Source organism: Synechococcus sp. CCY9202 (assembly GCF_034931685.1).
Classification (GTDB): domain Bacteria; phylum Cyanobacteriota; class Cyanobacteriia; order PCC-6307; family Cyanobiaceae; genus CBW1002.
This window is the reverse complement of record NZ_JAYGID010000053.1, coordinates 1-11,572: the sequence shown is the minus strand read 5'-3', so window position 1 is coordinate 11,572 and position 11,572 is coordinate 1. Positions and strand designations below refer to the sequence as shown.

Genomic DNA, 11,572 nt, shown 5'->3' with positions numbered 1-11,572 from the left:
TCACGGTTAAAGACACCCGATCGTGACTGGAACTGGATCAGATCAGGAGCTGCTCGTGGGCGACTTGGTGGTGGACTGCGGCCTTGCACAGCCCGCGGTCAAAGCTGGCCAGTTGCAGGTTCAGCCGTTGACAGAGAGCCAGATGCAGCGCATCCCCTGCCCGCAGAGGGGGCGCTTGCGCCAGACAGAGCCGGGCGGCTCCATCGAAATCCTCGGCTGTCAGCGGCAGGGTGTGCAGGCGCTGCTCACGCAACACCCCAAACCGCCGCCAGGCTTCCTGGGATTCCAGCGGCGTGATCGCACCACGGCGCACCTGCAAAGCCAAAGCTGAAGCCAGTTCCGTGGCCACCCAGGGGGAGATCAGCATGGGCTGCTTGGCGTGGGCTTGCAGAAAACTCGCGGCAGTCGCAGTGCCTGCTTCGTGCACCAGAGCCGCCACCAGCAGGGAGGTGTCGAGGTAAAGGCGCCTCAATAGCGGGCTCCCTCCCGCAGTTCCTCAAGCAAGGTCGTCGCAGTATTGCCCTTGTGCAGGGGTTGGGCCCTGGTGGCAGCCAAAAAAGCTTCCAGATCAAAGTCCGCCGCAGGCTGCTCGGCCGCCCGGGTGAGCCGGGCCACAGGGATCCCTCGCCGGGTGATCTCCACGTCTTCACCTGATTCCACGGCAACCAAGAGGGCCGAAAGCTGGGCTTTGGCCTGCGCCACGTTGAGACTGCGCATCTTGTGGAGAGTTGGTTAGATGACCAACTATAGCGGTGGCTGTCTCGGCTGGTGTGGGTTCAGGCACTCATCCGCTCGATCAGGAACTGAACGCTTGGGCAAGCGGGCCAGGATCACGGTGTAATCGAAAGCCTGTTGGCTCAGCTGAGGGAAGTCCCTCCACCGCGCTTAGAAATTTTGGGGTTGGAGACACCACATGTGGTGCATGGGCGGTTGGCCTCAGGAGTTGTTGGCTCAGGCGTCGATTGGGTCGCCATCCGCTTCCAGAAACCGGCCGGAAGTCCCTGGCGATCGATGCAGGGCAAGTTCGAGCACCGTTTCCAGGCGGATCACTCGGCCCTGGAGATCGTCGAGGCGGCGTTGCTGCTCCTTCATCAGCCCGGCCATCTCTTCCACCTTGTCGTTCATCCGGATCACGGTGGTGAGAGCCGAGAGCATCCGGTCTGTGACGCTCATGGCTGAGCGCCCAAGGCAGCTCTCACCTCGGCCAGTGCCAGATCCAGGGTTTGTTCGGTGCGGCTGGTGCTGAGTTCCAGCTGCCTGAGGGCCGCTTCCAGGGCCTCCGCTTCTGCGAGGGAGCGCGTTTCGGCTTCAGCGTTGCGGTGGGCATACGCCGCTCCCGCCTCACGGAAAAACTGGCCGAGTGAGAGGCCCAGGCTGTTGGCCCGATCGGCATAGGCAGCCTTTTCTGTGGGTGTCATCAACACGGCTACCCGCTCAGTGGCTCTCTCAGCGGCTCGCTCAGTGGCTCGCTCTGAGGGGTGCTGTGGACTCTTGCCGGCTGGCACGCTGTTCTGTGCATGATCAGCACATGCTAAGGCGAGTGGGGCGGGCGCTTGGCGGCTCAGGGGGAAGCTCATCCAGGGCGCTTAGGAATTTGGCCGTTTGGCACACCAGATGTGGTGTTGGGGTGGGGAAGGCCGGGCCTTGGAAGTAGAGCAGGGCAACTCCTGCGGAGAAGGCTGCGCCTACGGCCAGGGCTTCCAGCTGCTCCAGTGGCAGCGCCTGGATCTGGGCGGTGGTGGCGCCAGTGAGGGGGCCGCAGCGGCGGGTGAGGAGGCGGAGGGTGACGGCCGCTTCGCCCTCCTGGCGGCCCTCGGCTAGCTCGTCATGCGGCGATTCCGATTCACCTGCCCAAACAGTGAAGACCATCGAACCGGCTCCCTCAACCAGCGCCGCGCAACTGCTCCCAGCAGCCCCGGGGGTTAACCAACGGCAGGGGTGGTTTCCTGCAGGCGAGCACACCCTGATCACCGGTCACAAACAGGCCCGCATCCACCAGGCCCAGCTCAAGGGACTGGACTGGGCTGGGGGCCACGGGGTGCTCGGTGAGCACCAGGCGCAGCAGATCGGCGCAGAGTCCACGCGCCAGAAAGGCACTCACCAGCACATTGGTGTCGAAGAAAACGCGCACGTTGGCTTACGAGACAGCCGCAAACACGTCGTCATCCGTGAGCCAACCGGCCGCCTCCCCAAAGGGCAGAGCCTGGCGCCGGAGTTGCTCGAAGCGCATCAGCTGCAGCTGGCGCCTCAGCGCATCGCGCACGATTTCGCCGCGGGAGCGGCCGGTTTCGGCGCAGGCAGCTTCCAGCCCCTGCTCCAGCTCCTCGTCCAGGCGAATGGTGAGCGAACGGTTGTTCATGCACCACATTGTAGTGCCTCCAGGCTGATCCAGTGCACCTCCTGCAGAAGCACTTGCAGAAGTCTGGGCAGCTTGGTGGGGCCGAGGCCGATCCGCTGGTGAGGCGTGATCACCACCACCTCCAGATGCTCCACCTGCGGGTACTTCTGAAGAAACCGACAGCTCTGCGCCGCCAGGCGATGGTGGAAGCCTGAATCCGGGTGCATCTGCACCTCCAGCAGCACCACCGGGAACTCGGGGCTGCCGGGTCGAGCCCAGAGTGTTGGCGGCGGCGGCCGAGCCGGGCAGCAGAGCGCGGATCAGGCCGGGTGCGCTCTGGAAGACGCGGTAGGTCCACGCGGTCGGTGTTCTCTGGCTGCAGCTCGTGCGGGGCTTGGTGGGCCTAGGGCCTTGTTGGCGGCTGGCGGCTGAGCGGTTCGTTCGGGCAGGGATGCCTGGCGGCTCAGGGGGAAGCCCCTACGACGTGCTTAGAAATTTGGGGTTGGAGACACCAGATGTGGTGTATGGACGGATCAACGCTCTGCCATCAGCTCGCGAATGGCGTTGAGGGGTAGGAATAGCCTGGTTGGGTTGGATGGCAAGGGTTGAAAGCCATAGCTCTCGTAGAGCGCCTGGCGCCGTGCCGTGCGATGGGGGTCGCCACAATCCAGCACATCCAGCAGCGCCACAGCGATGCCGAGGGAATCGGCCGCCTGCGCGATACGCCGCAGCGCATCCACCAGCAGATCGGCCCCAAAGCCTGCTCCGCTGTAGCGCTGATCGCGGCCGATCATGGCGATGAAAGCGGCTGGAATGGAACCGTGACTTGCGACCGCATGGGCGTTAATCGCATAGAAACCGATCAGGGCCTGATCGATACTCACCATCACAAATAGCCGCACATTGCCCGCTTCCGCCAGCTTGTTGGCTGTTTTCTTGAAAAAGTTGTCAACCGCCGCCACACCGCAACTGAAGCCGGCGCGGTCATGGCGCGCCGGATCAAAGGGCTCAATGACGTAGGGGCTGTTGCTCAACGCGAAGCTGGTTGCTCAACGCGAGACGATCGTGCGCTGATGCCGCCGGAAGGCTGCCTTCATGGCCGGTGTGGCTGGCGCCGGCTGATCGAGGGCCGCAAAGAAAGCCGCATGGTCAATCCCCTGGAGTTCTGTGAGCTCGTGGGCACTAATCACCGCGCGGGCCGCTTGGTAGGCCGCCTGCATCGTGAAGGCGGAGTCGTCTAGCCCGGCCAGTGCGGCAGCCCTCTGGATGGCGGCCTTGATCCGTGGCTTGGTGCGGAAGTTCATGCGCACCAAAGAACGATCCTCGGAGCCGCTGGGTTCGGATTTGGAGGAAACGGCCATCGATCGCCTGGGCGCCTGTCCACAGTGTACGCCTCATCGGCGTACGGAGCGCTCAGGCACCCATCAGGAGCAGGCAATCAGGCGCACCTGCAAAGCCTGGACGCGCTGAAATCCTGCATCACCCGTGATCATCACGGCATCAGGGCCCAGTTGCAGGCAGCAAGCCGCCTGCAGGGCATCGGGTGTACGCAGCCCATGGTTGGCGCGCAATGGCGTCGCCAGCTCCACCACAGGGGCACTGAGCTCCACAACCAGCAGATCCGGCTGGGCAAACAACGCCTCAAAGCGATCCAGGCAGGCTTGATCGCCCCGCCGCAGTGGAGCCACACGACACTCAAGAAAGCTGAGGCGGCTCACAGCCAGTGCGAGATCAGGTGCCTCGAGCGCAAGCTGCTGGAGGGTTGCCTGGGTGGCTTCGGCCCATGGAGCCTCACCATCCACCAGATAGATCAGGGCGCTGGCATCCAGGAACCCAATCACCAGTTGCGCTCAGCTGCCAGCTCCGCATCGATCTCAGCCTTACTGCGCGGAGTCGTGGATGGCGGCAGGGCAAGCAGCCACCGCAACACCGATGATTCGGCCCCAGGAGCTCGTGATGCCAGCAACTGCAGCTGGCGGTAGTGCTGTTCACTCAGCACCACAGCCGCAGATCGGTTGCGCTTCAACAGATGCACCGGGCCATGCTGCAGCGCCTGCTCAATCGCTGCGATCCCACGGCGCTTGAGCTCAGCAGAGGTGAGCGCGTTCTGCTGATCCATGGCACAACGATCGCTGAAGATTCCAGTTTAGTACCAAGAACAGTACTAGGGCAATCCTCGTTTCTGGCTCATTCCTGTGCCCTCACATGCCAATGCGAGTGCGGCGGGGCGCCTGGCGGCTCACGGGGAAGCCCCTCCGGTGATCGCCACACAGCACCTCCAACACCGTGATCTCGGGTGTCACCCCGAACGGGGTGAGCACCCCTGCACTTAACCCGCCCAGATCTCGGCCAACTGCAACTGCAACCCGGGAAAGTCCGGCGTGGCCTCCAGCACGTCAATCTGCTCCAGGCGTTGCGAGGCGCCACTGGCGGGCCACACCTCCACGGCCTGCTGATGGGGCAGCAGCAGCCAACCCAGCCGGGCGCCGTTGGCCTGATAAGAAGCCATTTTCTGACGCAAGGCACTCACGCCCCGGGGCTCTTCGTCGCTGGGGCTGGCGAGTTCCACCACCAGGTCGGGGCAGAGGGGCGCGAAGCTACGGCGCTCTGCCGTGCTGAGGGCCTGCCAGCGATCCAGGACCACCAAGGACGCGTCGGGGCTCACGACCGAGCCATCGGGCAGCCGAAAACCCGATGAACTGTCAAAGACTTTCCATCCCCCCACACGATTGGTGTAGAGCTTGAGCTGAAAGAGCAGCTCACTGTTGCGGGCTCCGGTTTCACTGCCCGTCGGCGTCATCGCAATGACGCGGCCATCCGCGGCCAACTCAAGCACTGCATCACGGTTCTCGGCGCACACCAGTTCGAACTGCTCCGGTGTGAGATGCAGATCCGGAGGCAGGCGCAGAGCTGGGGCTGGGCTGGTGGTGAGGGTCATCGTGCCAGGCCTTCACTGCGTTCAGCGTAGCGATGGTTTGAGAGAGCCATGCCGAGGGGCAATCAGGGCGCCGGAACGGCCAGGTCACGGCAGATCTTGCGCACCAGCAGCTCCTTGATCTCGTTGTGGCGTGGGATGGCGCTGCGGCGCTTCACAGGGTGAAGGCCAGTTCCTCGTAGCCAGGCCCTGCCGCCTGCCGAGCTTCTTGGCGGTTGAGCTCCAGGGCTTCTCGCAGCACCAGCCGCAGCGATGCCAGCAGCTCCTCAACCCAGCCCACCCTCCAAGGGTCGTCCTGGCTGATCACTGGCGTATAGGTGGCGGCCATCGCGAGCAAATGGTAAGCGTGTAGGGCCCAGGTGCTGGGGCTCCTGACAGATCAAGGGGGGAGCCTCTCCAGCGCGCTACGGAATGTCGGGGTTCGAGACAGCCGATGGGGTGTGATTGCACGTCAGCGATAGACCTCGCGGTAGTGGCCCCCCGCAGGCGCCGCAATCCTTCGAATTCACCCTTGAGGGCAGAGCCTGCAGCAGGGGTGCCGCATCCAGCTCAGCGCTGAGGGCGTCGGGCAGCCTGGCCGTGACTTGCACCATGGGAACCACCGCGAAGTTGCGGAGATGTCAATGACAATGTCCGAGGGAAGAAGGTAGGAACAGCAGGGGCATGCCGGCGATCACCATGATCTCGACGTTATGGATGGGACAGCCGTGGAGGACGGATGAGACAGCCGTGCAGTGGACCGCGGTAGCGGAGCCAGCCCGATCCGTAATGCTCATGCCTGCCGGTGTTTCAGTGCTGCAGGCACTTCGGCCAGACGCGATGCTGATGCCAGGCCCCGCTGGGTGGTGGGCTTCGCAGCCTCGATCACCGCCATCATGGGCCCGCCCACATAGCCCGCGCCGATGCAGCAGAGGGTGCGGATGCTGCTGTGGGTTTCCGTCATGAGCCGATGGCCTCACGGAAGTAGGCAATCGTGGGCTCCAGCCCCTGGGGGAGGGGCACCGTGGGCTGCCAGCCCAGCTCCCGTTGCGCCAGATCAATCACCGGTTGCCGCTGCAGAGGGTCATCCGCCGGCAACGGCTTCTCAATCAGCGACAACTGCGGATTGATCCGCTCGCGCACCCGTTCGGCCAGCTCCCGGATCGTGAACTCGCCCGGATTGCCGATGTTGATCGGGCCGCTGTTGCGTCCATTCATCAGCCGGATCAGGCCCTCCACCAGAACGTCCACATAACAGAAACTGCGGGTCTGGCTGCCATCGCCGTAGAGGGTGAGCGGTTCTCCCCGCAGGGCTTGCACGATGAAATTGCTCACCACCCGGCCGTCGTCTGGCAACATGCGCGGGCCGTAGGTGTTGAAGATCCGGGCCACCCGGATCTCGGTGCCGTGCATGCGCCGGTAATTGAAGCAAAGGGTTTCAGCGATCCGCTTGCCCTCGTCGTAGCAGCTGCGAATCCCGATCGTGTTGACGCAGCCCCGGTAGCTCTCGGGCTGGGGGTGCACCTCTCGACCAGGTGCGATCCCACGAAGCCGGCGCCGCCGGTGACCAGGTTGCGGGTGAGCGAGGAGGGCATCAGGAGGCGTGGTGTGGCTTGACTGCGAAGGTTGCGCGAAGATGGAGACAGAGAGAAAGCAGCCGGAAAAGCCTCGAATCGGATCTCTGCAGCCCCAACAGTCCGCACACCCTTGCGAAGCGAAGCGGAAATGAACGGCAGAGAATTCTGGATCGAAAAAATAAATTAAATAGCCAGATCTTGGTGACAAGAATCACCAAGCGTGGTGGTCGCGAGCTCAGCTCCAGCGACTCAGTCCTTTGGTGATTTAAGCACGTTTCCTCAATGGATGCAACTTTTCAGCAAAGGTGCATCTTCATGATTCGGACACAACGTCACCTGCCTTACGATTTTATGTTATGTGTTCACTTTTTCGCCATTGGGGCTTGCGCCAGTCGGCCCATTCAGGCCCTCCAGCACCCGTAGCTGCCCCGGCAGCGGGCTCGTCCCCGGGTGCACTTGCATCAGGTAGTCGAGCGCCTGCTGCTGGCTCAGCCCCCGCCGCCGCATCAGCCAGGCCAGGCACACCAGTGGCGAGCGCTCCATCGCCGCCACGCAGTGCACGAACACCGGTCCTTCGGCGCTCAACTCCGCCAGAAGCTCCAGGGCGGCCTCCAGTTCCGCCGGCTCGATCAGGCGGCCACTGCGGTGATCCGGCAGCACCAGCCGCCTGCAGCGAAACCGTTGCTCGATTCCCAGCGGCGGCGGTGCCTCTTCCACCCCGCTGAGGCTGAGCACGCCGCACAGGCCCGCCTGCTCCAGCTGGTCGAGATGGTGGCGCCGCAGCAGTGCCGGCCCCAGGGCCAGCTCCTGGCGCAGCACCCAGTCGATCCGGAAGCGGCGCCGGGATGGGGGATCAGCCACAGGCATCAGTTGTTGTTCACGTCGTTGATCAACCGGAACAGGGTGAGCACGTTCACCAGGCCGCTCAGGGGAGTGCTCACCGCCCCGATCGCATCGCTGGCCACCGCCAGGCTGCTGCGGTTCACAATCACCGTGTCGTTGTCCCGCAGGGGAGGGTTTTTGGCATTGGAGGCGCCCTGGCTCAGATCCAGCGCGAAGCGCTCGCGGGTGGCGGTGCCGTTGCGGTTGATCCGCACCAGATCAATGGCGCTCTTCCTGCCCCGCCAGGTTTCCAGGCCGCCGGCCGCCAGCACCGCCTGCACCAGCGGCGTGTTCGCCGGCAACTCCAAGCGTCCAGGGCTCTTCACCTCACCGATCACATTCACATTGATCTGCTGCGGCGACAGGTTCGCCGCCGAGAGCTCAATGATCTCCGGCACCGGCTCCGCCGCCCGGCCGATCCGGATCGTGTCGCCATCGAACAGCAGCGGATCCTGCAGCTGGTCGCCCTGCAGCAGCAGCTGCAGCAGATCCAGCCGTGCCCGCTTGAAGGTCACCGGCTCCCCCGGCAGGCGCCGCTGCAGCTCCACCATCCGCAGATCGGCGTTCTGGGTGATGCCCCCCGCCTTCTGGATCGCATCCACCACCGTGGGCAGGCCGCTGATCGTCACCGCCGGGCCGCCCTCGGTCTGGGTGGTTTCGCTGGTGCTCATCGAATACCGCCCCGGCCGCTCCACCTCCCCCACCACCGCGATCCGCAGCGGACGCGGCCGCACCACCCGCAGCTGCAGCTCGGGCCGTTGCAGTTGCTGCTTGTAAAGGGTGATCAGCCAGGTGCTGGCCTGGGCCAGGGTGAGCCCCGCCACCCGGGCCGAGCCCAGCAGCGGCAGGCTCACCGTGCCATCGCTCATCACATCCAGCGGGCCGGAGAGCTCGGGTGCATCGAACAGCTTCAGCTCCAGGCTGTCGCCCGGGCCCAGCAGATAGGCATCCTCCTGCAGGCTCGCCGGCAGTGGATCCGGCTGCAGGGGCTCTGCCGCCAGGGCCGGCGCCACAGAACCAGCAGCTGTACCACCCCCCAGCCACAACGCCAGCAGCACCCCGGCGGGGCGCCATCCGCGGCCGGATGGGGTCTTCAACCGCACCAAAACCATTCGGCAACTCGCGCAAGTGTCCCATGGGCTCCAGGGTTTTTCCAGACGCTGCTTAGGCTGCGGCTCCGCCAGGCTGCTGGGAGGCATGTCAAACCTGATTCCCAGCCCGGGCAGTTCCCCGTCCCTGGCCGTTCCGGCTGAGGCCTCCACGGGGCCCACCACCTGGGTGCAGGTGCAGGATCTCGGCACCGCAGCGGCTGGAGGGGGTGATGAGATCCACCTCGGTGAGATCTGGCGGGCCCTGCGGCGGCGCAAGCGGCTGGTGGCCCTCACCGCCACCACGGTGATCCTGCTCGCCGCGGCCATCACCGTGCACCAGAGGCTCTTTTCGCCCACTTACCAGGGCTCCTTCGATCTGCTGATCGCCGATCCGGTGGGCAGCGACAACCAGAACGGTGGCGCTGGCAGCCCTGGTGGCGGAAATGAGGTGTTCGCCCGCCTGGCCCTCAACAGCGGCAGCAATCAAGACCTGCCCACCCTGATCGAGGTGCTGCGCAGTTCCCTGCTGATCAGTCCTGTGGCATCCAGCTTCGGGCTGGAGCCTGGGGATCTCGCCAGCCGGCTCACGATCACTCCCGGCGGCGCCCGCGCCGCCCAGGCCCAGGGGGTGCTGAAGGTGGCCCTCACCGGTCGTGATCCCGAAGCCGCCGCTAAAGAGCTGGAGGCCCTCAGCCAGGCCTACCTCCGCTACTCCCTGCAGCAGCGCCAGGAACAGCTTACCGAGGGCCTCAGCTTCCTCGATCGCCAGGCCCCCCAGCTGCAGACCAAGCTCAATCAGGTGCAGGCCGAACTCGCCAATTTCCGCGAAACCCACAACCAGCTCGAGCCGGACACCGAAGGCGCCGCCCTCAAGACCCGCATCCTCAGCCTCGAGGAGGCCAAGGGGGAGCTCCAGGCCGAGCGCTCCCGCCTTACGGCGGTGCAGGCCGGCATCCGCTCCGGCCGGCTCACCGCCCAGGGCTTCCAGGAGGCCGTGAGCACCGGGCCCTCCGTGAGTGGGAATGGGACTAGCACTAGAGGTGGAGGCCTTTCAATCACCGGCACCGGCCAGGCCCTGCTGGAGCAACTCGCCCAGCTCGAGCAGAAGCTTGCCGAAGCCCGCGGCCGCTACACCTCCTCCTCCTCCACGGTGCAGGGCCTCCAGGCCCGCCGCGATGCCCTGGCCGAGCGGGTCAAAGGCAGCCAGCTCGAAGCCGTGCAGGCCGCCCTCAGCCTCAACGCTGAACGGATCGCCACCAACCGTCGCCAGATTGCGGCCCTCACCAGCACCTTCCAGCTTCAGCCCGCCCTGATCAAGCAATACCAGGCCCTGCAGCAGCGCCTCTCGATCGCCCAGGAGAACCTGGCCGGCTTCCTCTCCACCCGCGAAACCTTCCAGCTGGAGCTGGCCCAGCGCACCGTGCCCTGGCGGGTGATCGCTCCGCCGCAGGTGAACCCCAAGCCGGTGAAGCCCTCGGTGCCACGCAACCTCGCCCTTGGCGTGTTCGTTGGTCTGGCAGCAGGTGCCGCGGCCGGCCTGCTGCGCGACCGGCTCGATCACGTCTACCGCTCCCCCGGCGATGTGAAAGACGAACTCCAGGAACCCCTGCTCGGCCACATCCCCCACATCCCCCTGTTCCGCGGCGTGCGGGAAGACCGGCGTTTCCTCCTCGACGAACTCGATCGCAGCTCAGCCCCTGCAGGTGTGGCGGCCAGCAGCAACGGCCTTCCCGCCATGGAGCGCTACCAGCGCTTCTTCTACCAGGAGGCCTTCCGCAACCTCTTCACCAGCCTGCGCTTTCTCAACACCGGCCGGCCGCTGCGCTCCATCGCCCTCACCAGCTCCCTGCCCGCCGAAGGCAAGAGCCTGGTGAACGTGCTGCTCGCCAAGACCCTCTCCGAGATGGGCCAGCGGGTGCTGCTGGTGGATGCCGATCTGCGCAAGCCCCAGCTCCACACCCGCCTCGGCCTCGACAACCTGCTCGGCCTCAGCAACCTGCTCAGTGGAGATGCTCCCCACTGGCAGCCCCTGCTCCAGTCCGTGCCGGGTCACCCCACCTGGCAGGTGATCACCGCCGGCCGCCGGGCGCCCGATCCGGCCCGCCTGCTCAGCTCCACCCGGATGAAGGAACTGATCGAGCAGTTCGCCAACTCCGGCCAGTTCGATCTGATCCTCTACGACACCCCCCCCGTGCTCGGCCTTGCCGACTCCGCCCTGGTGGCCGAGCATCTCGACGGCCTGATGCTGCTGGTGAGCCTCGAGCGGGTCGATCGGCGCCTGCCCCGCGAAGCCATCGGCCGGATCCGCAGCGCCGGCGTTCCCCTGCTCGGCCTGGTGACCAACGCCGTGAAACAGGAAAGCCAGGATCTCTCGGCCTACGGGTATGGCCGTTATGGGTATGGCCGTTATGGGTATGGCCGTTATGGGTATGGCCGTTACGGCTATGCCGGCTACGACTACCAGACCGCGGCGGCTTACTACACCGAAGCCGATGTCGAAACCGACGCCGACGCAACCGGCACCAAGGCTCCCACCGGCCAACCCGTCAGCGGCCGCCCAACCAGGGAGCCATCCCTCGCTGGTAGCCCCACATCAAGCGCTCCCCCCACCTCCAGGCGACCCTCTCTACGGCGCCTCGGCCGGCGGTTGATCCAGTGGATCGATCACTGATGCGGCGTTCCCTCCTGCTCGCCGCGGCCGCAGCGCTGCTGGCCGCACCCGGCGGCCGGGCCCAGGGGCTCCCCTGGGAGAGGGTGGCCGGCCCCAGCA

Annotated in this window: 18 protein-coding genes and 1 pseudogene; 1 reads left to right on the top strand and 18 read right to left on the bottom strand. The window is 65.4% G+C overall.

Features of this window, described 5'->3' with window-relative positions:
- Positions 1 to 37: 37 nt before the first annotated feature.
- The 18 genes and pseudogenes from VB777_RS07930 to VB777_RS07845 all read right to left on the bottom strand — a co-directional run bounded on the left by VB777_RS07930 (position 38) and on the right by VB777_RS07845 (position 8,808).
- Positions 38 to 472 (bottom strand): type II toxin-antitoxin system VapC family toxin, encoded by a 435-nt coding sequence (locus tag VB777_RS07930; RefSeq protein WP_323248166.1) that lies wholly within the window; start codon positions 470 to 472, stop codon positions 38 to 40.
- A complete protein-coding gene (locus VB777_RS07925; protein ID WP_323248164.1) occupies positions 469 to 717 on the bottom strand; it encodes a type II toxin-antitoxin system prevent-host-death family antitoxin in 249 nt (82 codons plus the stop codon). Before VB777_RS07925 ends, VB777_RS07930 begins: the two co-directional genes overlap by 4 nt.
- 234 nt (positions 718 to 951) lie before the next feature.
- Positions 952 to 1,173 (bottom strand): hypothetical protein, encoded by a 222-nt coding sequence (locus VB777_RS07920; protein ID WP_323248162.1) that lies wholly within the window; start codon positions 1,171 to 1,173, stop codon positions 952 to 954.
- Positions 1,170 to 1,418, bottom strand: a complete 249-nt coding sequence (locus VB777_RS07915; RefSeq protein ID WP_323248160.1) for a hypothetical protein — start codon at positions 1,416 to 1,418, stop codon at positions 1,170 to 1,172. The genes VB777_RS07920 and VB777_RS07915 overlap by 4 nt, the downstream gene beginning before the upstream one ends.
- Positions 1,419 to 1,521: 103 nt before the next feature.
- On the bottom strand, positions 1,522 to 1,869 hold the full coding sequence (locus tag VB777_RS07910) for a DUF4351 domain-containing protein (protein WP_323248158.1): 348 nt from the start codon (positions 1,867 to 1,869) through the stop codon (positions 1,522 to 1,524).
- 13 nt (positions 1,870 to 1,882) lie between these two features.
- A complete protein-coding gene (locus VB777_RS07905) occupies positions 1,883 to 2,131 on the bottom strand; it encodes a hypothetical protein (RefSeq protein WP_323248157.1) in 249 nt (82 codons plus the stop codon).
- 6 nt (positions 2,132 to 2,137) lie between these two features.
- Positions 2,138 to 2,359: a ribbon-helix-helix domain-containing protein gene (locus tag VB777_RS07900; RefSeq protein ID WP_323248154.1), complete on the bottom strand. Its 222-nt coding sequence runs from the start codon at positions 2,357 to 2,359 to the stop codon at positions 2,138 to 2,140.
- Complete coding sequence (locus VB777_RS07895) at positions 2,356 to 2,586, bottom strand: DUF2887 domain-containing protein (RefSeq protein WP_416238325.1); 231 nt, start codon at positions 2,584 to 2,586, stop codon at positions 2,356 to 2,358. The genes VB777_RS07900 and VB777_RS07895 overlap by 4 nt, the downstream gene beginning before the upstream one ends.
- A gap of 285 nt (positions 2,587 to 2,871) precedes the next feature.
- The gene (locus VB777_RS07890; RefSeq protein WP_323248152.1) at positions 2,872 to 3,372 is read right to left on the bottom strand and encodes a hypothetical protein; all 501 of its coding nucleotides are present in this window, start codon (positions 3,370 to 3,372) and stop codon (positions 2,872 to 2,874) included.
- A 15-nt stretch (positions 3,373 to 3,387) separates the two neighbouring features.
- Positions 3,388 to 3,699: a DUF1778 domain-containing protein gene (locus tag VB777_RS07885; RefSeq protein WP_323248150.1), complete on the bottom strand. Its 312-nt coding sequence runs from the start codon at positions 3,697 to 3,699 to the stop codon at positions 3,388 to 3,390.
- Between the two features lie 63 nt (positions 3,700 to 3,762).
- On the bottom strand, positions 3,763 to 4,179 hold the full coding sequence (locus VB777_RS07880; RefSeq protein WP_323248148.1) for a type II toxin-antitoxin system VapC family toxin: 417 nt from the start codon (positions 4,177 to 4,179) through the stop codon (positions 3,763 to 3,765).
- On the bottom strand, positions 4,176 to 4,457 hold the full coding sequence (locus tag VB777_RS07875) for a hypothetical protein (RefSeq protein WP_323248146.1): 282 nt from the start codon (positions 4,455 to 4,457) through the stop codon (positions 4,176 to 4,178). The genes VB777_RS07880 and VB777_RS07875 overlap by 4 nt, the downstream gene beginning before the upstream one ends.
- A gap of 210 nt (positions 4,458 to 4,667) precedes the next feature.
- Positions 4,668 to 5,276: a Uma2 family endonuclease gene (locus tag VB777_RS07870; protein WP_323248144.1), complete on the bottom strand. Its 609-nt coding sequence runs from the start codon at positions 5,274 to 5,276 to the stop codon at positions 4,668 to 4,670.
- 151 nt (positions 5,277 to 5,427) lie between these two features.
- Positions 5,428 to 5,601: a hypothetical protein gene (locus VB777_RS07865; protein WP_323248142.1), complete on the bottom strand. Its 174-nt coding sequence runs from the start codon at positions 5,599 to 5,601 to the stop codon at positions 5,428 to 5,430.
- A 444-nt stretch (positions 5,602 to 6,045) separates the two neighbouring features.
- Positions 6,046 to 6,216, bottom strand: coding sequence for a hypothetical protein (locus tag VB777_RS07860; protein WP_323248140.1), 171 nt, complete (start codon positions 6,214 to 6,216; stop codon positions 6,046 to 6,048).
- Positions 6,213 to 6,779: pseudogene (locus VB777_RS07855) on the bottom strand (NAD-dependent epimerase/dehydratase family protein); the annotation flags it as partial. The pseudogene VB777_RS07855 and the gene VB777_RS07860, both read right to left, overlap by 4 nt.
- A gap of 404 nt (positions 6,780 to 7,183) precedes the next feature.
- Positions 7,184 to 7,690 carry a dual specificity protein phosphatase gene (locus VB777_RS07850; RefSeq protein ID WP_323248138.1) on the bottom strand — a complete coding sequence of 169 codons (507 nt, stop codon included), beginning with the start codon at positions 7,688 to 7,690 and terminating at the stop codon, positions 7,184 to 7,186.
- A 5-nt stretch (positions 7,691 to 7,695) separates the two neighbouring features.
- Positions 7,696 to 8,808: a polysaccharide biosynthesis/export family protein gene (locus VB777_RS07845; protein WP_323248135.1), complete on the bottom strand. Its 1,113-nt coding sequence runs from the start codon at positions 8,806 to 8,808 to the stop codon at positions 7,696 to 7,698.
- A gap of 100 nt (positions 8,809 to 8,908) precedes the next feature.
- On the opposite strand from VB777_RS07845, the gene VB777_RS07840 reads away from it, so the two are divergent.
- The gene (locus VB777_RS07840) at positions 8,909 to 11,473 is read left to right on the top strand and encodes a GumC family protein (RefSeq protein WP_323248133.1); all 2,565 of its coding nucleotides are present in this window, start codon (positions 8,909 to 8,911) and stop codon (positions 11,471 to 11,473) included.
- Positions 11,474 to 11,572 lie beyond the last annotated feature (99 nt).

What these genes read in the sequence shown, in the direction of transcription:
- VB777_RS07875 (WP_323248146.1), bottom strand. Translation starts at nt 4,457, where the DNA reads ATGGATCAGCAGAACGCGCTCACCTCTGCTGAGCTCAAGCGCCGTGGG.
- VB777_RS07900 (WP_323248154.1), bottom strand. Translation starts at nt 2,359, where the DNA reads ATGAACAACCGTTCGCTCACCATTCGCCTGGACGAGGAGCTGGAGCAG.
- VB777_RS07920 (WP_323248162.1), bottom strand. Translation starts at nt 1,173, where the DNA reads ATGAGCGTCACAGACCGGATGCTCTCGGCTCTCACCACCGTGATCCGG.
- VB777_RS07915 (WP_323248160.1), bottom strand. Translation starts at nt 1,418, where the DNA reads ATGACACCCACAGAAAAGGCTGCCTATGCCGATCGGGCCAACAGCCTG.
- VB777_RS07910 (WP_323248158.1), bottom strand. Translation starts at nt 1,869, where the DNA reads ATGGTCTTCACTGTTTGGGCAGGTGAATCGGAATCGCCGCATGACGAG.
- VB777_RS07925 (WP_323248164.1), bottom strand. Translation starts at nt 717, where the DNA reads ATGCGCAGTCTCAACGTGGCGCAGGCCAAAGCCCAGCTTTCGGCCCTC.
- VB777_RS07865 (WP_323248142.1), bottom strand. Translation starts at nt 5,601, where the DNA reads ATGGCCGCCACCTATACGCCAGTGATCAGCCAGGACGACCCTTGGAGG.
- VB777_RS07885 (WP_323248150.1), bottom strand. Translation starts at nt 3,699, where the DNA reads ATGGCCGTTTCCTCCAAATCCGAACCCAGCGGCTCCGAGGATCGTTCT.
- VB777_RS07870 (WP_323248144.1), bottom strand. Translation starts at nt 5,276, where the DNA reads ATGACCCTCACCACCAGCCCAGCCCCAGCTCTGCGCCTGCCTCCGGAT.
- VB777_RS07840 (WP_323248133.1), top strand. Translation starts at nt 8,909, where the DNA reads ATGTCAAACCTGATTCCCAGCCCGGGCAGTTCCCCGTCCCTGGCCGTT.
- VB777_RS07860 (WP_323248140.1), bottom strand. Translation starts at nt 6,216, where the DNA reads ATGACGGAAACCCACAGCAGCATCCGCACCCTCTGCTGCATCGGCGCG.